Origin of the sequence: Rhodococcus sp. WY5, from assembly GCF_018588185.1 — a bacterium.
GTDB classification, from domain to species: Bacteria; Actinomycetota; Actinomycetes; order Mycobacteriales; family Mycobacteriaceae; genus Rhodococcus_F; species Rhodococcus_F qingshengii.
On sequence record NZ_JAAMPR010000001.1, the window covers coordinates 1 to 26,442 of the forward strand.

At 63.4% G+C, this 26,442-nt stretch carries 25 protein-coding genes and 1 riboswitch; of the genes, 9 read left to right on the forward strand and 16 right to left on the reverse strand.

From position 1 onward, the window contains the following. Positions 1-37 precede the first annotated feature (37 nt). The 4 genes from G4D79_RS00005 to G4D79_RS00020 all read right to left on the reverse strand — a co-directional run bounded on the left by G4D79_RS00005 (position 38) and on the right by G4D79_RS00020 (position 3,796). Entirely contained in the window at positions 38-1,099 is a 1,062-nt protein-coding gene (locus tag G4D79_RS00005; RefSeq protein ID WP_099696990.1) for an ABC transporter substrate-binding protein, read from the reverse strand. Further along, positions 1,096-1,914, reverse strand: coding sequence for an ABC transporter ATP-binding protein (locus G4D79_RS00010; protein ID WP_054187997.1), 819 nt, complete (start codon positions 1,912-1,914; stop codon positions 1,096-1,098). The genes G4D79_RS00005 and G4D79_RS00010 overlap by 4 nt, the downstream gene beginning before the upstream one ends. Next, positions 1,911-2,918 carry an iron ABC transporter permease gene (locus tag G4D79_RS00015; protein ID WP_003945625.1) on the reverse strand — a complete coding sequence of 336 codons (1,008 nt, stop codon included), beginning with the start codon at positions 2,916-2,918 and terminating at the stop codon, positions 1,911-1,913. Before G4D79_RS00015 ends, G4D79_RS00010 begins: the two co-directional genes overlap by 4 nt. Positions 2,919-3,033: 115 nt before the next feature. Then, a riboswitch (cobalamin riboswitch) is annotated at positions 3,034-3,181 on the reverse strand. Between the two features lie 6 nt (positions 3,182-3,187). After that, a complete protein-coding gene (locus G4D79_RS00020) occupies positions 3,188-3,796 on the reverse strand; it encodes a TetR/AcrR family transcriptional regulator (protein ID WP_099696991.1) in 609 nt (202 codons plus the stop codon). A gap of 52 nt (positions 3,797-3,848) precedes the next feature. Here G4D79_RS00020 and G4D79_RS00025 point away from each other — a divergent pair, with 52 nt between their 5' ends. From G4D79_RS00025 to G4D79_RS00035, 3 genes are read left to right on the forward strand one after another with little or no spacing between them, the layout of a single operon-like run. Further along, on the forward strand, positions 3,849-4,787 hold the full coding sequence (locus G4D79_RS00025) for an alpha/beta hydrolase (RefSeq protein WP_099696992.1): 939 nt from the start codon (positions 3,849-3,851) through the stop codon (positions 4,785-4,787). Positions 4,788-4,797: 10 nt separating this feature from the next. Further along, positions 4,798-5,745, forward strand: a complete 948-nt coding sequence (locus tag G4D79_RS00030; protein ID WP_003945700.1) for a cation diffusion facilitator family transporter — start codon at positions 4,798-4,800, stop codon at positions 5,743-5,745. A gap of 28 nt (positions 5,746-5,773) precedes the next feature. Next, positions 5,774-6,076 carry a hypothetical protein gene (locus G4D79_RS00035; protein WP_042920270.1) on the forward strand — a complete coding sequence of 101 codons (303 nt, stop codon included), beginning with the start codon at positions 5,774-5,776 and terminating at the stop codon, positions 6,074-6,076. A gap of 58 nt (positions 6,077-6,134) precedes the next feature. Here the strand turns inward: G4D79_RS00035 and epsC are convergent, their stop codons facing one another. The 6 genes from epsC to G4D79_RS00065 all read right to left on the reverse strand — a co-directional run bounded on the left by epsC (position 6,135) and on the right by G4D79_RS00065 (position 12,681). Beyond that, positions 6,135-6,713: a serine O-acetyltransferase EpsC gene (epsC, locus tag G4D79_RS00040; RefSeq protein WP_003945907.1), complete on the reverse strand. Its 579-nt coding sequence runs from the start codon at positions 6,711-6,713 to the stop codon at positions 6,135-6,137. A gap of 5 nt (positions 6,714-6,718) precedes the next feature. Next, entirely contained in the window at positions 6,719-7,654 is a 936-nt protein-coding gene (gene cysK / locus G4D79_RS00045) for a cysteine synthase A (protein WP_019747115.1), read from the reverse strand. 181 nt (positions 7,655-7,835) lie between these two features. After that, positions 7,836-9,665 (reverse strand): phosphoenolpyruvate carboxykinase (GTP), encoded by a 1,830-nt coding sequence (locus G4D79_RS00050; RefSeq protein WP_003945806.1) that lies wholly within the window; start codon positions 9,663-9,665, stop codon positions 7,836-7,838. Positions 9,666-9,942: 277 nt separating this feature from the next. Beyond that, positions 9,943-10,281: a DUF6802 family protein gene (locus G4D79_RS00055; RefSeq protein WP_058039155.1), complete on the reverse strand. Its 339-nt coding sequence runs from the start codon at positions 10,279-10,281 to the stop codon at positions 9,943-9,945. Positions 10,282-10,415: 134 nt separating this feature from the next. Continuing rightward, on the reverse strand, positions 10,416-11,756 hold the full coding sequence (locus G4D79_RS00060; RefSeq protein ID WP_228401925.1) for a hypothetical protein: 1,341 nt from the start codon (positions 11,754-11,756) through the stop codon (positions 10,416-10,418). After that, positions 11,749-12,681, reverse strand: coding sequence for a GTPase domain-containing protein (locus G4D79_RS00065; protein WP_228401924.1), 933 nt, complete (start codon positions 12,679-12,681; stop codon positions 11,749-11,751). Before G4D79_RS00065 ends, G4D79_RS00060 begins: the two co-directional genes overlap by 8 nt. A 163-nt stretch (positions 12,682-12,844) precedes the next feature. Here G4D79_RS00065 and trmB point away from each other — a divergent pair, with 163 nt between their 5' ends. Genes trmB through G4D79_RS00080 form a run of 3 tightly spaced genes read left to right on the forward strand, consistent with a single transcriptional unit; the run spans position 12,845 to position 17,257 of the window. Further along, positions 12,845-13,603 carry a tRNA (guanosine(46)-N7)-methyltransferase TrmB gene (trmB, locus tag G4D79_RS00070; RefSeq protein WP_037132323.1) on the forward strand — a complete coding sequence of 253 codons (759 nt, stop codon included), beginning with the start codon at positions 12,845-12,847 and terminating at the stop codon, positions 13,601-13,603. Further along, positions 13,600-14,307 carry an NYN domain-containing protein gene (locus G4D79_RS00075; protein ID WP_003945733.1) on the forward strand — a complete coding sequence of 236 codons (708 nt, stop codon included), beginning with the start codon at positions 13,600-13,602 and terminating at the stop codon, positions 14,305-14,307. The genes trmB and G4D79_RS00075 overlap by 4 nt, the downstream gene beginning before the upstream one ends. A 10-nt stretch (positions 14,308-14,317) precedes the next feature. Next, positions 14,318-17,257, forward strand: coding sequence for an MMPL family transporter (locus G4D79_RS00080; protein ID WP_099696993.1), 2,940 nt, complete (start codon positions 14,318-14,320; stop codon positions 17,255-17,257). Here G4D79_RS00080 and G4D79_RS00085 read toward each other — a convergent pair. Then, the gene (locus G4D79_RS00085) at positions 17,232-19,094 is read right to left on the reverse strand and encodes a DUF2339 domain-containing protein (protein ID WP_099696994.1); all 1,863 of its coding nucleotides are present in this window, start codon (positions 19,092-19,094) and stop codon (positions 17,232-17,234) included. The two genes, G4D79_RS00080 and G4D79_RS00085, sit on opposite strands and share 26 nt — an antisense overlap. Positions 19,095-19,231: 137 nt before the next feature. Continuing rightward, positions 19,232-19,804, reverse strand: coding sequence for a TetR/AcrR family transcriptional regulator (locus G4D79_RS00090; RefSeq protein WP_042920278.1), 573 nt, complete (start codon positions 19,802-19,804; stop codon positions 19,232-19,234). 152 nt (positions 19,805-19,956) lie between these two features. On the opposite strand from G4D79_RS00090, the gene G4D79_RS00095 reads away from it, so the two are divergent. After that, entirely contained in the window at positions 19,957-20,484 is a 528-nt protein-coding gene (locus tag G4D79_RS00095) for a cupin domain-containing protein (protein WP_007734488.1), read from the forward strand. 35 nt (positions 20,485-20,519) lie between these two features. Next, complete coding sequence (locus G4D79_RS00100; RefSeq protein WP_003945664.1) at positions 20,520-20,972, forward strand: MaoC family dehydratase; 453 nt, start codon at positions 20,520-20,522, stop codon at positions 20,970-20,972. Between the two features lie 4 nt (positions 20,973-20,976). Here the strand turns inward: G4D79_RS00100 and G4D79_RS00105 are convergent, their stop codons facing one another. From G4D79_RS00105 to G4D79_RS00120, 4 genes are read right to left on the reverse strand one after another with little or no spacing between them, the layout of a single operon-like run. Next, positions 20,977-21,696 carry a DUF1707 domain-containing protein gene (locus tag G4D79_RS00105; protein ID WP_007734485.1) on the reverse strand — a complete coding sequence of 240 codons (720 nt, stop codon included), beginning with the start codon at positions 21,694-21,696 and terminating at the stop codon, positions 20,977-20,979. Between the two features lie 17 nt (positions 21,697-21,713). Beyond that, positions 21,714-22,346 carry a response regulator transcription factor gene (locus G4D79_RS00110; RefSeq protein WP_042453521.1) on the reverse strand — a complete coding sequence of 211 codons (633 nt, stop codon included), beginning with the start codon at positions 22,344-22,346 and terminating at the stop codon, positions 21,714-21,716. A 28-nt stretch (positions 22,347-22,374) separates the two neighbouring features. Continuing rightward, entirely contained in the window at positions 22,375-23,598 is a 1,224-nt protein-coding gene (gene macS, locus G4D79_RS00115) for a MacS family sensor histidine kinase (RefSeq protein ID WP_007734482.1), read from the reverse strand. Beyond that, the gene (locus G4D79_RS00120; protein ID WP_007734480.1) at positions 23,591-24,769 is read right to left on the reverse strand and encodes an AI-2E family transporter; all 1,179 of its coding nucleotides are present in this window, start codon (positions 24,767-24,769) and stop codon (positions 23,591-23,593) included. Before G4D79_RS00120 ends, macS begins: the two co-directional genes overlap by 8 nt. Before the next feature lie 192 nt (positions 24,770-24,961). Here G4D79_RS00120 and G4D79_RS00125 point away from each other — a divergent pair, with 192 nt between their 5' ends. Then, complete coding sequence (locus G4D79_RS00125) at positions 24,962-26,440, forward strand: adenylate/guanylate cyclase domain-containing protein (protein WP_003945952.1); 1,479 nt, start codon at positions 24,962-24,964, stop codon at positions 26,438-26,440. Positions 26,441-26,442: the final 2 nt, after the last annotated feature.

Consider the following 26,442-nt stretch of genomic DNA (forward strand, 5'->3'; position numbering starts at 1 on the left):
AAGACGACAATCACCCGACGCGAGCACCGGTTGTTGCTCATGCCGACGGCGCGGTTGTCCAGTCGATGCTGCTCGACGGAGCAAGCCCGAACTCTTCGATCTTCGCGCGCAACTCTTCCGCGCCGTAGATATTGGGGAACCCACTGGTGAACATGGCGAGCGGGAGTACGACGAAACGGTTCTGCTTGACTGCGTCGAGATCGCGTAGGCCTTCTCGGCTCTTGATCGCGTCGATCTTGCCCTGTACTTCGTCGGCACTCTTCTTGTAGTCCATGATCACGATGATGTCGGGTTCTGACTTCGCGACGGTCTCCCAGCTCGCTTTGAACCAGGTATTGTCGACGTCGGCGAACACATTGGTTCCCCCGGCGACGTCGATGATTCCGTTGGGGGCTCCGTTGCCTCCGCTGGTGTACAGATCTTCTTCACCGCTGTCGTAGATCAGCACCTTCGGCTTGTCGGCGGCATCTGGCGCGGACTCCAGACGTGCCAAACGTGAATCCAATTCGGTCAATGCCTCGGCGGCGGTGTCCTCGGTTCCGAACAGCTTTCCGTAATTGGTCACGTCCGCACGAAGGGCATCCCACGGACCCATCGTGCCGAGCGCGGAATCCGCTGCGGCACTCTGCCGACAACTATCGGAGATCACATATGCATCGATGTTGTTGCTCTGCAGCGATTCCGGCGTCACACCGGAGGCGCCCTTGAACAAGCCACTGTAGGAGCCGACCACCAGGTCCGCCTGCTTACCCAGAATCGTCTCCATCGTGATCGTTCCGTCCAGGTGTGGGACGTCCGCAATTCCAGGGCCGAACATCGACTCCATGACCGCGTCGTTGTTCGTGTTCAACACGACGGCCGCGAGACGATCCAAACCGCCGACTCGAAGAATGGTGCCGATATTGGCCGCATTGCTTGTCGCAACGACGTTCTCGATCGGAAGCTGGAAAGTGCTTTCGGTCCCGCAGTTCTCCAATGTCACCGAAGTCTTGTCTGCAGCTTCGTCCACCGGTGCAGTTGCCGAGCAGCCGGCAACTGTCAACAACGCTGTCGCGGCTACAACCGCACCGAACGACGCGCGGGTCTTGACCTGTATCAAAGTGCACTCTCCGAAAATGATTGTTGTGGTTGAGAATTTCGTGATTCGAATACGAGGTGTGAACGGCCTGTCGCGGGGTTCACGAGTTCGAAAGTCTCGACGCCGAAAACAGTTGCCACCACCGAGGTGGTGAGTACGTCGGATGGATGTCCGAACGCCCTGGCCACTCCATCCGCGAGCACGAGCACCCGATCGCACACTGCCGCAGCCAAATCGAGGTCGTGCAGTGCCATGATCACCGTCCGGTCCAACGACCGGACCAGATCGAGCAGTTCGAGTTGATGCCGGATGTCGAGATGATTGGTCGGCTCGTCGAGGATGAGCACACCGGCGTCCTGCGCGAGACCTCGGGCGAGAAACACCCGCCGACGCTCACCGCCGGAAAGCGTGTCCATCGAAGAGAACCGGTGCTCGATCATTCCGACCTCGCCCAGAGCACGATCGACGACGGCATTCTCGTGCTTTCCACCGACGCTCCAGGGCTTTGCATGTGGTGTGCGGCCCAGACTCACGTACTCGTGAACCAACAAATCGGCGGGACTCTGCTCTTCCTGCGCCACAAAGGAAATGGCTTTGGCCCTCGACCGCGCGGACATCGCGTGCACGGACTCGCCGCCGACACGAATGTCACCGCCGGCGATCGGCCCGAGACCGGCGAGAGCACGCAAGAACGTCGACTTGCCCGAGCCGTTCGGACCAACCACGCCGACCACTGCGCCGGCGTCGGCCGCGATGTCGACGCCTTTGACGATGGTTCGACGGTCGATGCGGACAACGACTCCGGACGCGGTCAGCGCCAGGGCTCGGGCGCTCACGAACTGCCACCGAATCGGTAGCGCCGACGGCCGAGAAGCAGGAGAAACAGCGGTGCACCGATCACCCCGGTCACCACGCTCAGCGGGATCTCGGTCGGCCGCAACGAGGTCCGCGCCACGACGTCGACCCACACGAGGAACGACGCGCCGATCAGCGCTGCCGCCGGCAACACCACTCGATGTCTGGCTCCGACAAGCATGCGTGTGACGTGCGGTATGACCAAGCCTACGAAGGCAATCGCGCCGGACACCGCAACCATCGTGCCGACCAACGCTGCCAGCACGCCGAACAGCACGTTTCGCAGGGTTCGGATGGGAATACCGAGCGAAGCCGCGACGTCCGGTCCGGCCGCCAGCGCGTCCAGCCAACCGTGCAGCGCGAACACCGCTGCCGTCAACAGGAACACAACGATGACCGGCGCCCACAACTTGTCCCAGGATGCCCCGGCCAAACTTCCTAGGAGCCAGAACAATACGGACTGCGCGGCCTGGGAATCATTGGTACGCAGCACCAGAAAACTCGCGATCGCCGACAGGGCGGATGCGGTAACGGTGCCGGTCAGAACCAATCGCAGTGGAGTGATACCGCCTTGCAGCGTCGCGATGGTGAAGACGAGAATCGCAGCTCCCAACGCCCCGATCATCGCGCCGAAACTGAGCGCCCACACTCCCGCGCCGGCGAACAGTCCGGTGGTGATGACGGCGGTGGCACCGACACTCGCGCCGGACGACACTCCCAGCAGGTGGGGATCGGCGAGAGCGTTACGGACGAGGGTTTGCACCACCGCGCCGGCGACGGCAAGACCAGCGCCGACGGCCAGACCGAGCAGTACCCGAGGTGCTCTGATCCCCCACACGATCGCAAGTTCGGAACGCGTGACGGGTGGGCCTCCGAAGCGCGAGTGCACCACGTCCACCACAGTGGACACGGGGAGCATCTCGGATCCGAACGCCAACGCGCACACAGCAGAGAGCACGGTGACGACCAGCAGAGCGGGCAGCACGATACCCGGACCGAGTCGTCCTCGCGGTGCACCAGCCTTCGGCGCAGGCAGGTGGGTAGGTGGAGACAGAGCTCCGCCAACAGCATTCATGGTGTGACCGATCCATCCTCGTGGCATGACACAACGTCAACGAGGGTGGTATCTGGCTACGGTCGACGCAGGGACGACCTCACAGTGGCGGGACCGCGCCGGAATTGCACCGACTTCCCATTACCTCGATGATGACGTCAGAACCATAACGGACCGCGGTCACCATTCTCGACACCGGATCAAGGTTGCGACCCGATCATCGATCTCGCGTGCCGTACGACGGCTTCCGTTCGCACTCGAAGTTCTTCGGGTGAATCCGATTCCAGCACAACCCGATGCACCTGACTGTCCACGGCAGTCACGGTCAGCCGCGACGTCAACAACGCATCCTCCGCACTGAAACCGTGGCTCTGGAGGCGCTCCGAAAAGCCGAGTACCAGTTGACGATTCATTTCTTCGACCTGCTCGATGAGCTCACGCGTACGCGGAACCTGATCGTAGAGCAGGTGAAAGAACTCTCGCGGCTTACTGTTCACTTCGACCGCGCACTCCACCAACATCCTCACGGCCTCGTCCGGGGTGAGCTCACGCTCGACGATGTCGGCAAGGCAGAGCGCAAAACTCTCCCGCGCAGCACTCACGTGACGGTTCGCCAACTCCGAGAGGATCTCGTACTTGTCGCCGAAATACTGGTAGAGCGAGCCCACCGACACCCCTGCTTCGTCAGCGATCCGGTTGGTGGTCGCTGCCATGGCTTCCGAAGCGAAAACGCGAGTAGCTGCCTCCAGGATCGCGTCGTAGGTAGCCCTCGAGCGCTGCTGGGAGGGCCTTTTCCGCCGAGTCGACACGGTCCTCCGATGCGAGTTGTCAGCCGCGACGCCGATACCGAGAATTGTGTAGGTGACCAGCGCCGATTACTGGAAGTTTATGCCCGACCGGTACACCGACCACATGCCGGCGCCGACCCCGACGTGGTGGGAGTGGAACGGCAACACCGTCCACGTCGCACGGGCCGTGGTTCCAGACGCGCCGGTTCGTGTTCTCGGCATCCACGGCGCCGGCGGCTACTCGGGCGCGTTGTGGCCGTTCGCCGGGATCGGCGTGAAACTCGGAGCCGAAGTCCTCTTCCCTGACCTTCCGCTGTACGGCGACACCGTCGTAGCCGATCCCGCCGGCGTCCGGTACGAGCAGTGGGTCGATCTCCTCTGCGATCTCGTCCGGGCCGAGAAGGCAGCCGACGATCGGCCGCTGGTGTTGTTGGGCGCCAGCATCGGCGGTCTGCTGGCCTACGAGGTGGCCGCGCGGACCGGTCTGGCCGACGCCGTCGTCGCTACCTGTCTGCTCGATCCCTCGGATCCATCGGCCAGAGCTGCCGCGGCGCGGTTCGGCCCGATGGGTGTCTACGGCGCTCCCCTGATGCGGCGCACCGAACGACTGGTGGGCCGTATCCGCGTGCCCATCCGTTGGGTCGCCGACGTGGCGAACATGAGCAGCAATCGGGAGCTCGCAACGCTGTGCGCAACCGATCCGCGCGGTGGCGGTGTTCGGGTGCCACTCGGATTCCTCAGCAGCTACTTCTCGTTCGAGCACACCGCACCCGAAGCATTTCGGACGACGCCCGTTCTGCTCACCCACCCGGCCGACGACCGATGGACGCCACCCGAACTGAGCCTGCAGTTCCTCCGCCGCATCAACGCTCCCACCGAATTCGTGATGCTGGACGGGTGCGGGCACTTTCCCGTCGAAGAGCCGGGCCTGACGCAGTTCCACGACGCCGTCGCCACACTGCTGCACTCCGTCGCCGAGCGTCACCGCACGAAACCGTCGTCACCCGCCTAGCCTGAGAATCGTGAGCACCGAAACGGAAGCATCGGCCGACGAGAGCACCACGACGGTCGTACTGGCGTTTGCGGCGAACGCGCTGATCGCCGGTGCCAAGACGGCGGCCGCCATCGTCACCGGATCTGCATCGATGGTCGCAGAGGCCACCCACTCCTGGGCCGATACCGGCAACGAAGTGCTGCTGCTGATCGCGAACCGCCGCTCGAAAAGGGTTCCCGACCGAGACCAGCCACTCGGCTACGGCCGGGAGGCATACATCTGGTCGATGTTCGCCGCTCTCGGACTGTTTGCACTCGGCGCGGGTGTCTCGATCACTCATGGCATCCAGGAACTGTTCCATTCCGAACCGGCGTCCGACTTCGGTGTCGCCTACGCCGTCCTCGGCGTCTCGTTCATCCTCGAAGGCATCTCGTTCCGGCAGGCGTACAAACAACTCCGAAACGAAGCGTCCGCCGTGAACCGCGACGTCATGACCCAGGCACTCAACACATCCGACCCGACGACTCGGGCCGTGTTCGCCGAAGATGCTGCGGCACTTATCGGTTTGGTCATCGCGTTCGTCGGTGTTCTGTTGCACCAGGTCACCGGTTCACCCATCCCCGACGCCCTCGGCTCCATCTTCGTCGGCATTCTCCTCGGGGTCATCGCAATCATCCTGATAGATCGGAACCGCCGCTTCCTGGTCGGCGAAGAGGCCTCACCGACGCTGCGGGCAGCAGCCGTCGAAGCTCTCACCCAACTGCCCGAGATCAACCGAATCACGTTCCTGCGTATGGAATACCTCGGGCCGCGACAGGTCTACCTGGTGGCCAGCGTCGATCTGGTCGGTGACTACGCGGAATCCCGTGTGGCCCACACGTTGCGCGAACTCGAACGCTCACTCGAGCAGAGCCCACGTGTCGTGCGGGCGATCCTGACCCTCTCGACGCCTGAAGAACCGTCGATCGCAGTCTGAACTTTCGGCTGGGCGATAGGCTCTTTCGATGCGCGCACTGATCGTGATTCTGGCGGTTCTGGGATTTGTAGTCGGGGGAATTCCCCTGGTGGGCAGTCTGATCGACGTGATGACCAGCCCTGACGAGACCATCGTCTATCAGGGTTCCTACGTACCGTTCCGGGACGTGCAGATGGCTCGGGACTACGAGTCGACAATAGCCACCGCCTACGAACCCTTAGACGGACCGCGCTGGCTCGTCCTGGCCTGCTATCCCTTGATCGGAGCAGCATTGGGCGCTGCGACGGCCGTCGTACTGGGACGTCGCGGGTGGCACCTGACGCGAGCCTGAACAGACGCCGATGGCCACCCGCCGTCTACACGAGGGTGGCCATCGAAGAAGGAGTGCTTCAGATGTACATCGCCGGATCGATGTAGCTGTTCGGGTCCACCAGTTTTTCCTTGGTGGTCCGTGGCCGCGCCACCGCCGGGATACCCGTCGCGATGGATTCGGCCGGAACATCTCTGGTGACAACGGCATTGGCGCCGATAGCGCTACCTTCACCGATGACGACAGGTCCGAGGATCTTGGCACCAGCGCCGACGGTGACCCGGTCTCCCAGCGTCGGGTGACGTTTGACCTGTTCGAGCGAGCGACCACCGAGAGTGACGCCGTGATAGAGCATCACGTCGTTACCGACCTCGGCCGTCTCCCCGATCACGACGCCCATGCCGTGGTCGATGAAGAACCGCCGACCGATGGTGGCACCGGGATGAATCTCGATGCCGGTAACGAAGCGTGTCAGCTGCGAGAGCACTCGCGCCGGGCCGCGTAGTGCAGGGACAGCCCACATACGATGCGCAACCCGATGCGCCCAAATGGCATGCAGCCCTGAATAAACGAGCGCGTTCTCCACATTGCTGCGCGCGGCAGGATCCTGACCGCGCGCAGCCTGCAGGTCCTCGCGAATTGTCCCGAGGATACTCACAAGTCTCAGTCCCGGATGTGTTCGAACAGCGGGGTGGAGATGTAACGCTCGCCGAAGTCACACACGACAGCCACGATCAGCTTGCCGGCGTTTTCCGGACGCTTCGCCAACTCGAGTGCGGCCCAGACGATGGCACCGGACGAGATGCCGCCCAGGATGCCTTCCTGGGTGCCGAGTGCGCGAGCGACCTCGATGGAATCGGGGAACGAGACGTCGATGATCTCGTCGTAGATCTCGCGATCGAGGACGTCGGGCACGAAGTTCGCGCCGATTCCCTGGATCTTGTGGGGGCCGGGCTGGCCACCGTTGAGGATCGGCGAGTCGATGGGCTCGACGCCCACGATCTTGACCTCGGGCTTGTACTTGCGAAGGGTGCGTCCGACGCCGGTGATAGTGCCGCCGGTGCCGATGCCGGACACGAAGATGTCGACGGCGCCGTCGGTGTCGGCCCAGACCTCTTCGCCCGTCGTTGCCTCGTGGATGGCCGGGTTGGCCGGGTTCGCGAACTGGCTGGCCGAGACAGCGTTCTCGGTCTGCTCGACGATTTCCTTGGCCTTGGCGACCGCACCGGCCATGCCCTCGGATCCCGGGGTCAGCACGATCTCGGCGCCGTAAGCACGCAGCATCACGCGACGCTCGGTGGACATGGTCTCGGGCATGGTCAGGATGACCTTGTAGCCGCGAGCAGCACCGACCATGGCGAGTGCGATACCCGTGTTACCGCTGGTTCCCTCGACGATGGTGCCACCGGGCTTGAGTGCACCGGACTTCTCGGCGGCGTCGATAATCGCCACGCCGATCCGGTCCTTGACGCTGTTGGCCGGGTTGTAGAACTCGAGCTTGACGGCGACCTGTGCGTCCAGGCCCTCGGTCAGACGGTTGAGCCGCACGATCGGGGTGCGCCCGACCAATTCGGTCACGTTGTTGTAGATCCCGCTCATATCTGGTCCTCCTGAGGATCGAGTGTGTCGACCCGCTCGCTGATCACTGCTTTACGGCTGAACTGCATAACGGCTGAACTGCTTAACGGCTACAGGCAAGGGCATACAGACGACCGATGCCGCATCGGTTCATCAAATTGAACCAATGCGGCATCAGGCCACTACATACGGGGGCGGTTTATCAGGCCAACCGCTGCTTCAGAGCTTCGAACTCGTCGCGAATGCCGGTCGGCAGCTTCTCGCCGACGAAGTCGAACCACTCTTCGATGAGCGGGATCTCGGCCTTCCACTCGTCGATGTTGACCGCGAGAGCCTCGGTGATGTCGGCGTCCGACACGTCCAGGCCTTCGATGTCGAGTGCCGATCCGGTGGGAACGACGCCGATCGGGGTGTCGATACCGGCAGCCTTGTGCTCGATACGCTCGACGATCCACTTCAGGACGCGAGAGTTCTCGCCGAAGCCTGGCCACAGGAAGCGTCCGTCGTCGCCGCGGCGGAACCAGTTGACGTAGAAGACCTTGGGGAGCTTGGACGCGTCGGCGGACTTGCCGAGGTCGATCCAGTGCTGGAAGTAGTCACCGACGTTGTAGCCGAGGAACGGCAGCATTGCCATCGGATCGCGGCGAACCGTACCGACCTGGCCTTCGGCTGCTGCGGTCTGCTCGGAGCCGACCGTTGCACCCATGAAGACGCCGTGCTGCCAGTCGCGAGCCTCGGTGACCAGCGGAACCGTCGTCTTGCGGCGTCCGCCGAACAGGATTGCCGAGATCGGCACGCCCTTCGGGTCGTCCCACTCGGGAGCCATGATCGGGCACTGCGACATCGGGGTGCAGTAACGCGAGTTGGGATGAGCCGCATGGGTGCCCGACTCGGGCGTCCACTCGTTGCCCTTCCAGTCGATCAGGTGCTGCGGGTCGCCTTCGAGGCCCTCCCACCAGACGTCACCGTCGTCAGTCAGAGCGACGTTGGTGAAGACCGTGTTGCCCTGGTCGATGGTGCGCATGGCGTTGGGGTTCGAGGACCAGTTGGTGCCGGGAGCCACGCCGAAGAAACCGAATTCCGGGTTGACGGCGTACAGCTGTCCGTCCTCACCGAAACGCATCCAGGCGATGTCGTCACCGAGGGTCTCGGCGCGCCACCCGGGGATGGTCGGCTGGATCATCGCGAGGTTGGTCTTGCCACAAGCGGAGGGGAATGCCGCCGCGATGTAGTAGGCCTTGTCCTCGGGCGAGATGAGCTTGAGGATGAGCATGTGCTCGGCCAGCCAGCCCTCGTCGTGCGCCATTGCCGAGGCGATACGCAGCGAGTAGCACTTCTTGCCCAGGAGAGCGTTTCCGCCGTAGCCGGAACCGAAGCTCCAGATCTCACGATCCTCGGGGAAGTGGGTGATGTACTTGGTGTCGTTGCACGGCCACGCGACGTCTTCCTGGCCTTCGGCCAGCGGAGCGCCGAGCGAGTGCAGCGCCTTGACGAAGAATCCGTCGGTGCCGAGCTTGTCGAGAACCTTGCTGCCCATGCGGGTCATGACGCGCATGGATACGACGACGTACTCGGAATCGGTGAGCTCGACGCCCAGCTTCGGGTCCTCGGCGTCGAGGGGGCCCATGCAGAACGGCACGACGTACATGGTGCGTCCACGCATGCAACCGCGGTACAGGTCACCCATGAGGGTGCGCATCTCCGCCGGGTCCATCCAGTTGTTGGTGGGACCTGCGTCGATTTCTTCCTTCGAGCAGATGTACGTACGCGATTCGACTCGCGCGACATCGGACGGATCGGAGTTGCCGAGGAAAGAGTTCGGCTTCTTCTCGTCGTTGAGGCGGGTGAAGGTTCCTGCCTCGACCAACTTCGTTGTCAGTCGGTCCCATTCTTCGTCCGAGCCGTCTGCGAAGACGACGCGATCAGGCTGGGTGAGTTCGGCAACCTCTTGCACCCATGCAAGCAGTTCCTTGTGCTGCGTGGGGGGCGTGCCGTCAGTTCCATTGAGACCGGGAATGGTCGCTGAGGTCATCAAACTCTCCTGGGGTGAGCCGGAACCGGGTTCTCGTGACACCGGATGCGAACTGCAGCGCCCCGATACCAGTCGATCCCGGTGTCCCCCTCTCGACGGGGTCCAGCCGCGTCATCCACTCACGTGGATTTCACGGACGCCGGGTGTCCTATGTATTGAGGTTAACGCTGGCTGTTCACCTGCAGGTAATCGGGTGCGGTCAGAAATGTCACAGAAACGATTCAGTTGGTGTGTTCAGGTGCCTACCCGGCGCTCAGAGCACATAAACGGAAGCTTTTCAGAGCGCTCCGGCATCGATTTTCTGCCACACGAGGGCGCCTTCGTCGTCTCGACTGCATTCCCAGGCCGAGTAGTCGCCGTCCGAGTCGATCATCGTGAGGCGATCGGCGCTACCGTCGCGATCGAAATCGGACACGATCACGACGGCGTCGTCGGAGTGGACGACACGGCTGTCGACCGTTCCGTCACCGTCCAAGTCGAAGGCGTCGAAGTTCAGGTCGCCGGCATCGACCGGTCCCGACGCGGGCCCGAAGGTCTCGGGCTCGATACGCCCAGGATCGAGCGCTTCGGCTTCGTGCCCGTCGATGTGTCCGGCCGTGATCAGAAATGCTTCCATTACTCCCCCTACTGGATGGTGACCTACTGCTTCGGCAACCCCTACCGAAACCGTCCGCTCAGTATTACCAGACCCCGACGATCAGTCGTGGCCGAAATTGCCGCACTGTGGAGAACTCTGCACTCGCGAAATGATCAGTAGGCGGTGTTCAAAACGGCGAGGTCGCGCTCGCACGACGCGAGCTGACCCGATCTGGCCGCGGCGAGCTCACGAAGTTCACCGTCGATCTCCACGATTCGAGCCTGCGCCGACGCCAACTGCTCGCGACTCTCCGCCATGATCGCCGCTCCCAGATCCGCCTCGGCCTCGAGCAGCACGCTCTGCACTCGCTGCTCCCACTGAGCGCGAACCGCCGACATCGATTCGACGATCCACGACCTGGAGTGGGCACGATCGGCCGTCAGCCCGCGAGTTCGCGCCAACCACCACGCCGCGGCGCCACCCAGAATCAACGTCACGGGGATACTTGCGAACTCCAAGGCCGGAATCATTTCCAGCGGAGTCACTGCGATACGGCCGAGGCCGAGACCCGCGGACGCGCCGACAAGAATTGTCACCCGGTCCTCGTTTCCGCGCTGACGGCCCGGCAGGCCCTCCGGAATCTGCGGGGAAGGCATGTATCCGTTCGTCCCCGCAGATTCCACCGCTGCCGCCATCGCGGCGTCGAACACCCGGGTGTGGTGGTCGACCTCGTGCTGCAGTCGCGTCGGCACGCTGCCCAATTCGGCTCGCGAGGCCGTGTCGACCCAGGCACGTGCCCCGGCGACCGTCGCCCGGGTTGCCTCGGCGATTTGTTGTGACAGATCCCCGCGCGCTCGTTGCAGTCGGCTTCGCACCTGCACCAGGCGTTCGCCTCGCCGGCCGTCACGGTCTGCGAGCAGCTGCGATCGCTCTGCCCGCAGTTCGGCACCAGGAACACCGTCACGTAGATTCCGGATCTCCATCTCGATCATCCGGCGCGTCTGTGCGATGACTCCGGAATCCGAACCACCTGCTTCCCTCTCCCGTGCCGCCCGGCTCACGACTGCAACGAGTGACTGCTCCTGACCAGGCGCAATCGGGACCACGGGAGCCTGCGCAAAAGCGGTGCAGTGCGAAGCGAGAATCTCGGCATCACGCCGGCGCACCGCCTGCCAGTCTCGATAGACGTCGACGCGGGTCAGCGCCACCACCACCGGGGTTCCGCTCGCCGCAGCGTCGCCGAGGAGAAGGAGATCCTCGCGTCCGATCACACTGGCGGCGTCGACGACCAGAAGTACGACGTCGGCGTCCACCTCGCGTGTCACTGACGAACAATCATCCGAAGCATCGAACATCTGCGCGACGTCTTCCCGTCCACACCTTGGTGGACCGACAACGTAAATGCGAGTGCCACTGGATGTTTCGGCGGCGACCCGACGACCCGGATCGGATGCCGGATTCCATCGCTGCACCACGCGCAGCACCGAATCCGGAAGTACCGAAACGCTATTCATCGGTCACCGCCGGGGCAGAGCGATCGCCTCCGAGCTGCGCCCACCGACGCACATACCCGCGTCGAATCAGTGAGACCCGTTGTTGCGGACACTGTTCCGACTCGTTCATGAGCTCGCTCCACCACCGGCTGCACGTGCCCGCGTCGTCAGCAGTCCGAGGATCGGGAGGTTCGCCTTGACGCAGGGCTCGAATTTCGGGGCTCATCATCGCCGCCGCGGCGCCGAACAACACCGCGGAGTCCGAACTCAGATACAACTCGATCTCGTCCCTGCCCGCAGCGCTGCGCGAGGCAGATCGCCTCAGCGCCGGGCCGATCTGCTCGACCCGGCCCCACCACTGCGCCTCCAGAACAGGTCCGAGAGCCGCGAACAACTCTTCGACGCCGCGCCCGGTCAGTGTCTCCACCGGAACCGTGGGCACGCCGACGTTCTCCGAGATTTCCGCCGCCCGTCCCAGCGCCTCGTCCCAGCGCGGACCGAACAAGTCAGCCTTGTTCGCAGCGACGACCACACGATCGGAAACTCGAGCAATGGCTCGGCCGTCGACGTCGCGGACCGCGTCGACCACCACGTAGACAACGCAACGACGACCCAGATCGGGGTTCGACGTTCCAGGGACATCGAATGCCCTCGACTCGGTCACCACAACCGGTGCGCCGACAACTCTGCGCGAGAACCGGTCGTCGCGCCTCAGGATTCGCGCCAACGACGACCGCCCCACCCCGGCCCGTCCGGCGACCACCAGCTCGAGCGGCGCAGTCAGCGATCCGAGCACCGAGTGGACCGCCTCTGCGGCTCCCGAATCGATCGACGTCAGCCGATATGCCAGAGCGCGCAGCTGATCGATCGGCTCCGAGCAGGCGTCGTCGATCGATTCTGCGGGCAACATTCGTGACCACTCACGGCATGCAAATCCTGTGTTCATCCCCACCCCACGTCCCCATCGTGTCGGTGAGATTCTGTCAGGTTCTCGGCAAGGACGGCAGGTGACACCACCCTTTCGCCGACAGTCCGAAGTCGACGGTTTCAGGACTTTCCGTGGAAAGTCTCAACTCAAACTTCAGACCCGTCTGCGCTAAACGGGGGTCATGCGTGACAATGGGTTCGTGAACGAAGCCGATCAGCATGCACCGCAGACCCCTGACACGGGGCAGACGGACCACACCAAGGGGTCCCGTCTCCATCCGAGAGTGACCAGCTTTCGCTCTCGCCGGGGTGCGCTGACCGACGCACAGCAGCAGGCTTGGGACCGTCAGTGGCCGCTCATCGGCGCCGACGTCTCGGACACACCGCTCGACGCGAACGCCTGGTTCGGACGTGAAGCACCCCTGATCATCGAGATCGGTTCGGGTACCGGCACCGCGACGGCCGCAATGGCCAAGGCGGAACCGCACGTGAACCTGATCGCGATCGAGGTGTACCGCCCCGGGCTGGCGCAGCTTCTCCAGCAGGTCGAACGCGAAGAAATTCCCAACGTCCGCGTACTGCGCGGTGACGCGATGGACGTACTCGAGAACATGGTCGCCCCCGAATCGCTGACGGGCGTCCGGGTGTTCTTCCCGGATCCGTGGCCCAAAGCCCGACATCACAAGCGTCGCCTCCTGCAGGGGCCGACGTTCGCGCTGATCGCCAACCGTCTCAAGCCTGGCGGAGTGCTGCACGTGGCAACCGATCACGCCGAGTACGCCGAATGGATCGAAGAAGCCGGCAATGCCGAGCCGCTGCTGACCGCACTCGACTGGGAGTCTCCGATGACCCACGAGCGTCCGGTCACCAAGTTCGAGGACAAAGCCCATAAGGTCGGAAGTGCAATCACCGAGCTTATATGGGGGAAGATCAGAGCATGAGCGTCAGCGAACAGCTATCCGACGACGTGACGTCGTCGGAATCTCCTCTCGACTTCGGTCGTGACTCCCGCCACCCCAAGCGGGTGCTTCTGGTCTGGGACGCCCCTAACCTCGATATGGGCCTCGGCGCTATCCTCGGTGGCCGGCCTACCGCCGCCTACCGGCCACGATTCGACGCTTTGGGTCGTTGGCTGCTCTCTCGCACCGCCGAACTGTCCGCACAGAACAGCGGCACGCTCGAGCCTGAAGCGACCGTCTTCACCAACATCGCGTCCGGCAGCGCCGACGTCGTTCGTCCTTGGGTCGAAGCCTTGCGTAACGTGGGTTTCGCGGTGTTCGCCAAGCCGAAGGTCGATGAAGACAGCGATGTCGATTCGGACATGCTCGAGCACATCGCGCTCCGGTACGGCGAGGGCCTCGCCGGAATCATGGTCGCGTCCGCCGACGGCCAAGCGTTCCGCGAACCGCTCGAGGACATCGCAGCAACCGGCATCCCGGTCCAGGTTCTCGGGTTCCGTGAACACGCCAGCTGGGCTGTGTCGTCCGATATCTTGGACTTCGTCGATCTCGAGGACATCCCAGGTGTCTTCCGTGAGCCTCTGCCACGGGTAAGCCTGGACACCCTGCCCGACGAGGGCGCCTGGTTGCAGCCGTTCCGACCGCTTTCTGCCCTGCTCATCGGGCGAAAAAGTGTTGCCGAGTAGGAGTTGATCAGTGTTCGCCAGCTGGGGAAGCATCGTCTATCGAGCCCGCTTCACCGTCATCGCTGTCATGGTGGCGGGGCTCCTCGGGCTCGCTGCGTACGGCCTGAGCCTGCAGGATCATCTCAGCCAGAGCGGCTGGGACGATCCGGGGTCGGAATCGGTAGAGGCTGCCAAACTCGCTGACGGCACGTTCGGACGCAGCACGACGGGTGACGTCCTGGCGCTGTACACGGCGCCAGAGGGCAAGACCGTCGACGACCCCGAGTTCCAAGCGAAGGTCATCGACAATCTGCAGCGACTCGTCGCCGACAACCCCGACCAGATCATGAAGATCAACGGCTCGTACTTCAAGGTCGACAACGGTCTCTCGGTGGCGGCCCTGGCGGACAAGACCAAGCAACACGCGGTCACCAGCATCGCGATCGCCGGAGACAACGACACCGCTGTGTCCAACAACTTCCGCGACGTCGAGTCGCAGTTCTACATCGACGGCGTCGACGTGCAACTCGCCGGCCTGCAACCTGTCGCGAATTCGCTCAACGACACGATGGCCAACGACATCAAGCGCATGGAAATGCTCGCGATTCCTGCTGTCGGTGTCCTGCTGTTCTTCGTCTTCGGTGGCGTCGTCGCTGCTGCCCTCCCGTTGATCGTCGGCGGTCTGACCGTCATCGGCGCCAACGGCATCATTCGACTGATCACCAACTTCACCGAGGTCAACGCGTTTGTTGCGCCCGTGGTCTCTCTGGTCGGCCTGGGTCTGGCGATCGACTACGGACTGTTCATCGTCAGCCGTTTCCGAGAAGAGATAGCCGAGGGGTACGACACCCCGACCGCTGTACGCCGAACGGTCATGACGGCGGGTAGAACGGTCATGTTCTCGGCGACCATGGTTGCCGTCAGCCTCGGCGGTCTGCTGTTGTTCCCGCAGGGCTTCCTCAAATCGGTGGCTTACGGCGCCATTGCTGCCGTCATGCTTGCCGCGATCTCGTCCATCACGATTCTTCCCGCGATTCTCGGCATTCTCGGCAAGCGGATCGACGCGCTGACCTTCAAGAAGCTGCGCCAGACCAAGACCAACGAGGAAATCGAGAACGGTTTCTGGGGCAAGCTCACCCGCTGGGTCATGCAGCATCCGCTCAAGGTCGCGGTCCCGATCGTCGCGGCTCTACTGCTGATGATCATTCCGCTGACGGGCATCAAGTTCGGCGGTATCAACGAGACGTACCTGCCCCCGGACAGCCCCACGCGTGTCGCGCAGGCGCAGTTCGACGAACTCTTCCCCGGCAATCGCACCGAGCCCGTTCGACTCGTCATCGAGGGAGCCGACAACACCACCCTCGGTCAGATTTCCAAGACCGCAAATGCTGCGCCGGGTCTGGTCGAGAAGTTCACCCCGGAGGTTGCGACGAAGGACGGTGTCAACGTCCTCAAGGCCGGTCTGACGGAGCGGAACGAAGCACGTCCCACCATCGACTATCTGCGGTCCGCGGACTGGCCCGAGGGCACAACTGTGCTGGTCGGCGGTACTCCGGCCATCGAGCAGGACAGCGTCGACGCATTGCTCGATCGTCTGCCGCTGATGGTCGTATCCGTCATCCTGCTGACGACCTTGCTGATGTTCTTGACGTTCGGCTCGCTCGTCCTGCCCATCAAGGCCGCATTGATGAGCGCGCTCGGACTGGGTTCGACGCTCGGAATCTTGACCTGGATCTTCATCGACGGGCACGGTTCCGGTCTCTTGAACTTCACGCCGGGACCGATCATGTCTCCCGTCCTGGTGTTGATCATCGCGATCGTCTACGGCCTGTCGACCGACTACGAAGTGTTCCTGCTCTCCCGCATGGTCGAAGCGCGAGCGCAGGGCGCGAGTACTACCGAATCCATCCGTATCGGCACGGCACATACCGGCCGGATCATCACCGCTGCCGCACTGATTCTGATCGTGGTCACCGGCGCATTCGGCCTGTCCGATCTGGTGATGATGAAATACATCTCCTACGGCATGATCTCCGCGCTGATCATCGACGCGACTCTCATCCGAATGTTCCTGGTCCCCGCGACCATGAAACTGCTCGGCGACGACTGCTGGTGGGCTCCGGCCTGGATGAAGCGGATCCAGCAGAAGATCGGGCTGGGCGAGCCGATCCTCGACAACGAGCTGGTACTCGCGAACGTCCCGCAGATCGCGCCTGTCGGTGCGATCGCCGGACCGGGTCAGCCGCGCAAGATCGAAGCGGCCTCGCGGGTCATGCCGCCGCCTGCCCCGGCTGCACAGCCGGAAAGCGGACCTCGCGTTCCCGATCCTCTCACCGAGCCCATTCCGCTCAGCGAAATGGCGATCAAGGCACCCAACACGGAGGCTCCCGCCGCGGAGAAGCCGGCACCGCGACGTCGTCTCGATATCGGGAGTGCAGCCAGCGCCCCCCAGAACCTGATCGAGGCACCGGTACCCAATCCCTCGTACCGGCCGCAACCGAATGCCAGCGACAAGCGCAGAAACCCCACGCCCGCTGCGCCGGCCGAGCGTCCCATCGAGAGTTGGTTGTCGGACCTGCGGGCCCGGGAACAGACTCCCCCGGCCTCACGTCCACTGCCGGTGGTCCGGACGCCTTCGCGGACAAACGGTTCGGCGACCAACGGTGCTGCCAGCAGCAGTTCAGGCTCCAACGGCGCGAGCCGGAACGGCTCCGCAAACGGTGCTACCAACGGCTCTGCAACAAACGGTTCAGCCCCGACCTCGGTGGAGGCGACCCCCCAGTCGCCGCCTCCACCGACCGCTCCGGAGCGTCGTAACGGGGTTTTCACGGATTCGCCTTCGCCTACCAACGAGCCCCGAGTCTCGGACTCCACCCCTGACGGCGACGACAACGCCACCGGCAGGCACCGGCCTGACGACGCAGGCGCCATCAGCGTGAGCGAGCTCATCGCTCGCCAGGAGCGAAGCTGACCTGCTCCTGCTCCTGCTTGGCGAAGGCTCGTGCATAACGTGTCCCGACCAGCAGGAGCAGCAAGCCGACCACCAGGAAGGCAACGCTACGCACCAGCCCACTGAGTGTGGCCAGGTCGAAGAGGAACAGCTTTGCCACGGCCGCACTGGTGAGAGCAAGCCCGGCTCCGAGCAAGACGCGAGCGTGCTGGCGGTTGTTCAATCCGAGCACCAGCGCTGACGTGGCGGCAAGCATCCACACGATGGTTGCAACACTGTGCCCGGCAACGAATCCGGTTGCACTGTCGAAAATTTCGACGCCGGATGAGACGAGCGCGCACGTCACCGCGTAGAGGACACCGAACCCTGCGGCCGCCCATAGAACCGCCGCGTTGGAATCGGCAATCAACTTCAGTCGGTGAATCGCCCAGACCAGCATCACCACCGCGCCTATCGCCGTCAGGCTCGAGAGCGCCGTGATCGCACCGAGTTGCCTGGATGCGGCGCGAGCGGTCGTCAACGCTTCCGGCGGAACCGTCGTGAGGTATCCGATCGATCCGATTGCCGCAAAGGCGGTTCCGAGCGCGAAGACGAAGCGCGAACCCGCATACAGCGAGACTCCGAGGAAGATCATTCCGACCGTGAGGATCAGCGGTACGACCAGAGATTCAGTCGCCCCGGAGAAGCAGCAGAGCAACAATGCGAGGGCGCCGGTTGCGCCCAGTCCGAATCGCAGTTGCGTCGGCAAAGGCTTGGCCGCCGCTGCAGCCGAAAGAAGTAGTGCCGCAGCAATTCCGTACAGCACTGCGGATTCGGTGCGCCCGAGCACGGCTCCGACGCTCATCAGCGGAAGGGACGAGACGACAAAGGTAGCAGTGGACCACGCCCCTGCAATGCCGTCACGCGAGGGCGAACCCGTCCACTGCATAACCATCGCGCAGCCGGCCCCCACGATTGCAACCACGCCGGCACTGATCACCAATTGCACTGCACTGTTTCCGGATTCGTCGAAGATGAACTCCGACGCCATCGCTGCGAGCAGTGCGAGAACCACCGGTACGGTGCGCGCCATGCCCAGGTACTTCCAGTCACGACCGAGCTGGGCGGAGAATGTCGCCGATTGGATCGCGAAGAGGAAACCGATGAGGGTCAACGATATTCCCGACGTCAACACGGGAGCCAGCAGCGCTGCTCCCAGAACGATCATGAGCGCCAGCGATTCGGAATCCCACTTCACGGCGAGGGCAACGCCGGCGGCGGCGATTCCGAAGGCAATCACCATCGCGAGCGGTGTCGTCACCCAACCGTAGAGAACGGAGGCTGCGACGACATCGAGATACATCCCTGCAAAACCTGTGGCAGCCAGGGCAATTGCCCCCACTTTGCCCCCTGGCCGTCCGTGGACCCGCACCCCGGCAAACACCAAGGCGCCGGAAAGGAGCGCACCACCGAGCACCCGCAGCGGAGGTCCGAAGAATCCGGCCTGCGCTGCAAGTACCAGCAGCATCACGACGCCGATCAGTGTGACGGCAACACCGGCCGCGGCCAGGAGTCGACTGATGACACCGTCGCGTTGCCACCAGGGCTGGCGAGGTGCGGCAACCGGATACGTCGGCGGCTGCCACGCGGGCACGCTCTGCTGAGGACGCATTGGCGGCATCTGCGGCACCTGTGGCACCGGAGATGCGGGTGCCGGAACTACCGGCATGGGCGGGGTCGCAGTAGCCGAGGACAGCTGAGTCTGCAGGATCGACAGGTTCTGGCCCATGTGACGCAACTGCCGGCCGATGCTGTCGCACTCGGCCGAGAGGGCGGTCACCAGTCGCGGATCGACGGCGGAAGAGCTCGGTGTGGTCATGGCTTCGAGCTTGCTGCGTGGCCGAACCGATCAGATGAGTAGTACTACTCGATCAGCCTGGGGACTTCTCGTACTCAACTGAGGACACCTTCGACTGACAGCACCCTCGACTGACTGCATCATCGACTGACAGGGCACTAACGCCGAGGTGCCGCGTTCCGCAATCGTTCGGACAGAAGCCGACCCGAAGTGTGAAGCGGAGCGGGATCCTGACGCGCCCGAGCAAGGACCAGCGCGCCCTCGAGTGCGGACAGAGCGAGAATTGCCTCGGACTCGGCGTCTTCGCGGGACCAACCGTCTGCCTCGAGGCGCTGAGCCAGCAGTGCGAGCCACGAGTTGTACCCGTCCGCGCAAGCACCGCGGATGACCTCGGATTCGGTTGCGGCATCCAGTGTTGCCGTAGCCAGGGCGCATCCACGTTCGTAGTCCGAATCCGACAAACGCGCAGCCAATGCGGCGGCGAATGCCGAGATCGCGGTGGCTGCATCGGGTGAGCTCTCCAGCAGGTGCCGGATGAAATCGGCCATTGCCTCGCCACGTCGCCTCAGAGCCTCGCCTGCGAGTTCTTCCTTGCCGCCGGGAAAGTGAAAGTACAAGGAACCTTTGGTAGTCGCACTAGCCGAGAGAACTTCCGACACCCCCGTTCCGGCGTAGCCCTTCCGCTGCAACAAATCGGCAGCGGCATCGACCAACAAATCCCTCGTAGACATACGTTGAATATACCGATCAGTACACATATCGACAACACTTGAAGTGTATAAATTGTCAAAACCTTGCATCACTAGACCGATTGGTACATGATTCGGGAATCAACAAACCGGAGCGCGGCCAACGACGCTCACGACGACGAAGGACTGAATCGATGTCACCGAATTCCCCGAACAACACCACCACGACCGTCCTCGGACCGGACGAAGACCTCGCCGGGACCCTCGCGGCCACCGGCGTCCGGATGATGGTTCGTAACAAACAAACCGAGGGAGGTTTCTCTCTTGTACAACACCGCATCGCTCCGCATTCGATGACCTCACCGGTCCATCGCCACAGCCGGGAAGACGAGTACACGGTGGTTCAAAGTGGCCGCGTCGCAGCGATGGTCGGAGACGAGGTCGTCTACGCGGAGACCGGCGCCATGATCTTCAAACCGCGTGGCCAGTGGCACGCCGTGTGGAATCCCGACGACGCTCCAGCGCGGATTCTCGAAATCATCACGCCCGGAGGGATGGAAGACCTGTTCGAACTGATGCCGAAACTACTGGCCGAAGCAGGTTCCGCCGCGGAATCGGTTGCAGCGCGGGTAGAAGCAGACTTCGGGATCGAATTCGATCTCGTTGCCACCGCCGAGATCGCACAGACACACGGTGTGGGATTCGGCATCGAAAGTCACTGACCGACTGTCAGCACCTACCGATCGAAGGAAAATTCATGCTTGTACTCACCGGAGCAGAAGACCTCAGCGCCAACCTGAACCAAGAGCTGGGCGTCAGCGACTGGCACGATGTCACCCAGGAGTCCATCGACGAGTTCGCCCGGGTCACCGGCGACGATCAGTGGATTCACGTCGATGTGGATCGCGCGAAGGAGTCACCGTTCGGCGGAACCATCGCGCACGGCAACTACACGCTCTCACTCGGCCCCAAGTTCTCGTACGCAATGTTCTCGCTCGAAGGTTTTGCGTTTGCTCTCAACTGCGGATTCGACAAGGTCAGGTTGCCTGCTCCGCTTCCGGTCGGCTCTCGTGTCCGCATGCGCGCGACGTTGAGCAAAGTCGAACCGATCAACGGCGGTGTCCAGATCACGGTGACGCAGACGTTCGAACGAGAACACGGTGACAAGCCCGTGTGCGTCGCCGAGATGTTGACCCGCGCGTATCACTGAAAGGTCAGGAGCCGAACATCTTTCGGATCGTGGTACCGAAGGGATGCTTCGCGGTGACACTGCCGAATCGCACCTTGCCATGCACCACCAGATGCAGCGGGCCCATCTGTGGGCCGGACCGAACCTTGTTCGACGCGCTTCCCCCGACTGCCTCGACACCGTTCATGTCCACCGTCGCCTCTTCGGGAACGATCAGTGAAATCGAGCTGGCGTAGTCGTCGATCGAGATGTTCACGACCTGCGTCTGCATCACCGCACGCGTGAAATCGATAGTCACACTGGACATTCTGGTGTCGACCACGACAGCTGGTGGAACGATCCAGGCACCGTTCCGCGTCACCGTCGCCATTCGTCCACGGATCACGGCAGCATTTGCCGCTCCGTAAGTACCTACAACCGGAGCCCCGACGGGAGCGCGGTAAGGCGGGCTCGGGTGAACCGGCGGCGGTTGGGGTTGGTACGTCGGCGCCGGGTAGGGCTGGCCTTGGTACATCGGCTGACCCGCATTGGGATACGCGGGTGGGTCGTAGTCGGAGATCAGTGTGATGCCCGGAAGATCGGCGAGAACCGAGTTGAGCTCACCTCGTGTCTTTGCGGCCAAGGCAGTGTCCATGCGCTCGGTGAACTCACCGAGCGAGAGCATCCCTTGACCGACAGCTTTCTGCAGCAGCTCGCCGACATGCTCTCGTTCGGCATCGGATACGCGTAGATTCCTGGCCTCCATGATTTCCAGGATAAACGTTATTCGAGACCTTGTTCTATCGCGTATCGCGTGAGCTCGACGCGATTGGCCAACTGAAGCTTCCGAAGCGTTGCCTGCACATGGTTTTCGACGGTCCGGTGGCTGAGCGAGAGCCTCGTGGCGATCTGTTTTGCGCTCAGCCCCTTGGCGACAAGACGGAGCACTTCGGTCTCACGGTCGGTGAGCCGAGGCAGCTCGGGTGCGCGATCGTCGGCCGGTGCCGTCGACATCCGGCGGTACTCACCGAGCACCAATCCGGCGAGGCCGGGGGTGAAGACGGCTTGTCCGTCGAAAGTCGCTCGCACGGCCTCGAGCAGTTCCGCCACCGAAGCACTCTTGACCAGGTAACCCGACGCTCCGGCTTTGACCGCGTCGAGGACGTCGTCACGTTCGGCAGAGGCCGAAAGCACCAGTACCTTGCTCTTCGGCGAAACCTCGAGAATTGCGGTGGTGGCGTCGGCACCGTTTCCGTCCGGCAGGTTCATGTCCATCAGAACCACCGCCGGTTGCACGGCGGCGGCCCGGCGGCGCGCACTCTCGACACCCTCCGCCGTGGCGCTCACGGTGAAGCCGGCAGCTTCGAGGTCCCGGGAGACACCGTCGCGCCACATCGGGTGATCGTCGACGACCATCACCGTCACCGGATTCTCGCCATGTTCGTCAGCCGCGCTCACTTTTCCCCTTCGGAACGTTGATCTCCCATTCGGTGCCCTCCCCCGGCCCGGTTTGCAGGACTGCAGTGCCGCCGAGCACCTGCACTCGGCCGAGAATGGACTTCGATACTCCCATGCGGCCTTCGGCTTCGGCCTGCGCCAAGCGACCCTCGGGGATTCCGACGCCGTCGTCGCGGATGCTGACGATCACCTCGTCCGGCAAATCTTCGAGCAATACGTATGCCTTCGCCGCGGGCCCGGCGTGCAGCCCGACATTGGACAGAGCATTGTCGACGATGGCTGCCAGTTCGATGGCTCGATCACGCTCGATCACGACGGGGTGCGCGGGCGTCGACACCGACACTGACGTGCTTGCCTGCGTGGTCAGCAGCGGACACAGATCCACTGTCTGTCCGCCGACGTCTGCCGCGGCGCCCGAAACCTGCTCGGAGATCAGCATTCTCAAGGCGACCTCCTGCTCACCGGCCAGAGCAGCCAGTTCAGCTGCCTCGCCGCCGAGTGCCGCACCTCGCCTGCGCACCATCGCCAGCACCTGCAGAACGCCGTCGTGTACTTCGCGTGCCAAACGCTCGCGCTCTTCGGTGGCCGCCGCCAGACGGACGGCTTGCTCGAGTTGTCGATGCGAGCGCCGAGCGGTGGTGGTGGCCAAGCCCAACGCCAGGCCGACCGATACGAGCACGGGAGCCGTCGCATCGCGCCAGAGGTCCAGGTTGACCTGGTCGCGGATGATCGCGCTGGCCGCCGAGATGACAACTCCGGACGCCATACCGAGCCACGGCCCGCCGAGAATTGCCGCGGAGATGACCGCGTTGGTGGCCCACAGCGTGGTGGGCAGCGTCTGGTGATTCTGATACCACTCGTGGTCGGAGACCAGCCTCGTCGACGCCATCAGCAAGATGACGACCACCTGATCGGCGATCACCACCTGATACCGCGGCAGCTTCTTCCCGAACAAAGCACCGGATGTCCCGAGCAACAGTGCCGACACCCCGGTCCACACGGCCATCAGAGCGACGAAGAACCAGCTGAGCCGAGAGTTGGTGTAGTCGGAGGCCGAGGCGAACTGGTAGCTGATCGCGTACACCAGCGTGACGAGCCGAAATGCCTGCGCCGCCCGCCACAGCGGGGCATCAGGGTCGGTGTCGACGCCCGACGCCTCGCGAACGGTCGGCTGATAGTGCAGCCGACGACGGCGGGTGGGCTCAGTCATCGGGAGGAGTGGGGTTCACGATGCGAGGCTCGGCGCGCGGCTCGTCGGGTTCGGCGGGGAACAGTGGGGTTTCCGGATCTTCGACGTGCAGTTCGGCGTACGCGATGTCCGGGTCGTCGGCGAGGAGGGAACGAATAGCGGTATTCAGGACCGCGACGATCGGGACAGCCAAGAGCCCGCCGACGATTCCAGCGAGAACGATGCCCGTTGTAATGGCGAGAACGACTGCCAGCGGATGCAGTCGAACAGCGCGACCCAACAACAGCGGTTGCATCACGTGCGCTTCGAGCTGCATGACGCCGATGATGATGCCGAGGACGATCAGCGCCGTCAGGAAACCCTTCGTGACCAGAGCGACAAGCACCGCGAGAAAACCGGTCAGAAATGCACCGACGATCGGAATGAACGCGCCGATGAACACCAACGACGCCAGCGGCAGGGCGAGCGGCACCCCGAGGATCGCCAGGCCGGCACCGATACCGATCGCGTCGGCGGCGGCAACCGCGACCGTGGCGCGCACGTAGCCGATCAGCGACCCGAAACCTGCAGAACCGGCGATCCGTACGCGACGACGCGCGTCGGTGGGAACGATCCGGGTGACGAACTGCCAGATCTGATCGCCGCCGTAGAGGAAGAAGATGAGAGTGAACAGCGTCAGCAATGCCCCGGTGAAGATCTCGCCGATTACTGTCGCCGTGGTCAAGGCGCCGCTGGTCAGGGACTCACGATTGGATTGCACCGACTTGACGACCGAATCACCTGCCTGGCGGATCTGATCCTCGCTGAAGTGCAGCGGACCGCTGGTGAGCCAGTTCTGAATTTGCGTGACGCTGGCCGTGAACTGGTCGGTGAGCTGGGGCAACCCGTCGATGAACTGCTCGACGACAAACGTCATGATTCCCGCGACCAGTCCGATCGAGGCAAGCAGAACGACGATGACGGCTGCCGAGCGGGGAACACCCCACACCTGTAGCCGATCGACAATCGGGATCAGCAGAGCTGATGCCAGCAGAGCCAGCCCCACCGGGATGAGCACGGTTTCGAGGCGGAGTACGACGTACCCGAGAACCAACAGTCCGGCGAAGATCACAATGAGGCGCCACGACCATTCCGCAGCGATGCGCACGCCGGGATGCACCGCCCGAGCGTCGGCGGAGATGGGTTTGTTCATCCTCGATGCTCGCTCCGCACGCCCCCTGTTTGCGTTCACATCGCGAGCCTAACCGGCCCGGCCGACACAGGTGAGCGGACGAATAATCGGACGCGCGTACCAACACTTCGACCTCTGCCAGCTAAATTGAACCCTGTGCGGGCCTCATACAGAGCAATAGCGGTGACCATCCGCAGCCGGTGGCCCCTCTATATGCTCTCCATGCTCGCAGCCAATCTGATCGGCGCGGTACTGGTCTTTGCCTTCGTCCGGTACGGCGTGCCGATCCAGGAGTCCGACGCGATAGTTGCCGACCGGGTCCGCAATTTTGCGATCTTCGGCGTGTACCTGGCATTCGCCGGCGCCGTCAGCCTTACGGCGGCGGCAATGATGTTGAAGTCGGTCATCCGTTGGCGGCTGCGCGGGGGTCCACCCACGAGGTCCGAGCAGATGGCGGCACTGCACGCGCCGCTTCGCCAGGCCATCGTCCACCTGGTGCTGTGGATTCTGGGCGGCATCATCTTCGTGTTCCTGACCATCACCGAGATGCCCGGACTCGCGATCGCCGTGATCGTGACGGTGTGTATGGCCGCGACCACGACCTTCGGGTTCACTTACATGCTCGGTGAGCGCATTTTGCGTCCGGTCGCCGCCCAGGCTTTGAGCGAGGGCGAATTCGATCGGACCATGGCGCCTGGCGTCGGAACCCGGCTGGCGATGACCTGGGGACTCGGCACGCTGATGCCCGTCGCAGGCATCATCTTGCTGTGCTCGACGCAGCTCACGACCGATCTCGAGTTCTCCCCCGACTCGCTCGCGTGGGCGATCCTGCTCATCTCGATCATGGCGATCGTGCAGGCCTTTGCGCTGTCGATGCTGACGGCTACCCAGATCTCCGATCCGATCCGCCAACTGCGACGCGCCATCGAGCGGGTGCAGCGCGGCGCCACCGACGTACGCGTCGAGGTGTTCGACGGCAGTGAGATCGGCCGGCTGCAGGTCGGCTTCAACCGCATGATGAAAGAGTCCGACGAACGTCGTCTGCTGCGTGAGCTGTTCGGTCAGCACGTCGGCGAGGACGTGGCCCGGCGCGCGTTGAAGTTCGGTACCGAGCTGGGCGGCGAAACTCGATTCGTGGCAGTTCTGTTCGTCGACATGGTCGGATCCACCGGTGCCGCGGCCGAGCGCCCGCCGGGTGAAGTGGTCGAACTGCTCAACGAGTTCTTCCGTGTGGTCGTCGACGTCATCGATCGTCACCATGGTTTTGTCAACAAGTTCATGGGTGATGCAGCGCTCGCCATCTTCGGTGCACCACTCGATCGACCCGACGCTCCGACGGCAGCCCTCGCTGCGGCTCGCGAGCTGCGGTTCAAGCTCAACGACATCACCGGCCTCGACGTCGGAATCGGTGTGAGCGCGGGGCTCGCGGTCGCCGGCAACATCGGTGCTGCCGAACGTTTCGAGTACACCGTGATCGGTGATCCGGTCAACGAAGCGTCACGGCTCACCGAGCTCGCGAAACTTCGGCCCAGCCGGGTGCTGGCGTCGACGAGCGCGTTGTACTTCGCCGACGAAGAGGAACAGGCCGAGTGGGAACTCGGCGAGCAAGTCCAACTGCGTGGGCGCCGACGACTGACGCATCTGGCGTGGCCCGAAAAGTATCCAGAGGTCGATCCGGATCAAATTGGTTAGGG

Bases quoted from the DNA above. Each gene is read 5' to 3' on its own strand.
- G4D79_RS00090 (WP_042920278.1), bottom strand. From the start codon at position 19,804: ATGTCTACGAGGGATTTGTTGGTCGATGCCGCTGCCGATTTGTTGCAG.
- G4D79_RS00035 (WP_042920270.1), top strand. From the start codon at position 5,774: ATGCGCGCACTGATCGTGATTCTGGCGGTTCTGGGATTTGTAGTCGGG.
- cysK (WP_019747115.1), bottom strand. From the start codon at position 7,654: ATGAGCGGGATCTACAACAACGTGACCGAATTGGTCGGGCGCACCCCG.
- G4D79_RS00100 (WP_003945664.1), top strand. From the start codon at position 20,520: ATGCTTGTACTCACCGGAGCAGAAGACCTCAGCGCCAACCTGAACCAA.
- G4D79_RS00105 (WP_007734485.1), bottom strand. From the start codon at position 21,696: ATGGAGGCCAGGAATCTACGCGTATCCGATGCCGAACGAGAGCATGTC.
- G4D79_RS00060 (WP_228401925.1), bottom strand. From the start codon at position 11,756: ATGAATAGCGTTTCGGTACTTCCGGATTCGGTGCTGCGCGTGGTGCAG.
- G4D79_RS00050 (WP_003945806.1), bottom strand. From the start codon at position 9,665: ATGACCTCAGCGACCATTCCCGGTCTCAATGGAACTGACGGCACGCCC.
- G4D79_RS00065 (WP_228401924.1), bottom strand. From the start codon at position 12,681: ATGAACACAGGATTTGCATGCCGTGAGTGGTCACGAATGTTGCCCGCA.
- G4D79_RS00055 (WP_058039155.1), bottom strand. From the start codon at position 10,281: ATGGAAGCATTTCTGATCACGGCCGGACACATCGACGGGCACGAAGCC.
- G4D79_RS00095 (WP_007734488.1), top strand. From the start codon at position 19,957: ATGTCACCGAATTCCCCGAACAACACCACCACGACCGTCCTCGGACCG.
- macS (WP_007734482.1), bottom strand. From the start codon at position 23,598: ATGACTGAGCCCACCCGCCGTCGTCGGCTGCACTATCAGCCGACCGTT.
- G4D79_RS00085 (WP_099696994.1), bottom strand. From the start codon at position 19,094: ATGACCACACCGAGCTCTTCCGCCGTCGATCCGCGACTGGTGACCGCC.
- G4D79_RS00110 (WP_042453521.1), bottom strand. From the start codon at position 22,346: ATGGTCGTCGACGATCACCCGATGTGGCGCGACGGTGTCTCCCGGGAC.
- G4D79_RS00075 (WP_003945733.1), top strand. From the start codon at position 13,600: ATGAGCGTCAGCGAACAGCTATCCGACGACGTGACGTCGTCGGAATCT.
- trmB (WP_037132323.1), top strand. From the start codon at position 12,845: ATGCGTGACAATGGGTTCGTGAACGAAGCCGATCAGCATGCACCGCAG.
- G4D79_RS00120 (WP_007734480.1), bottom strand. From the start codon at position 24,769: ATGAACAAACCCATCTCCGCCGACGCTCGGGCGGTGCATCCCGGCGTG.
- G4D79_RS00125 (WP_003945952.1), top strand. From the start codon at position 24,962: ATGCTCTCCATGCTCGCAGCCAATCTGATCGGCGCGGTACTGGTCTTT.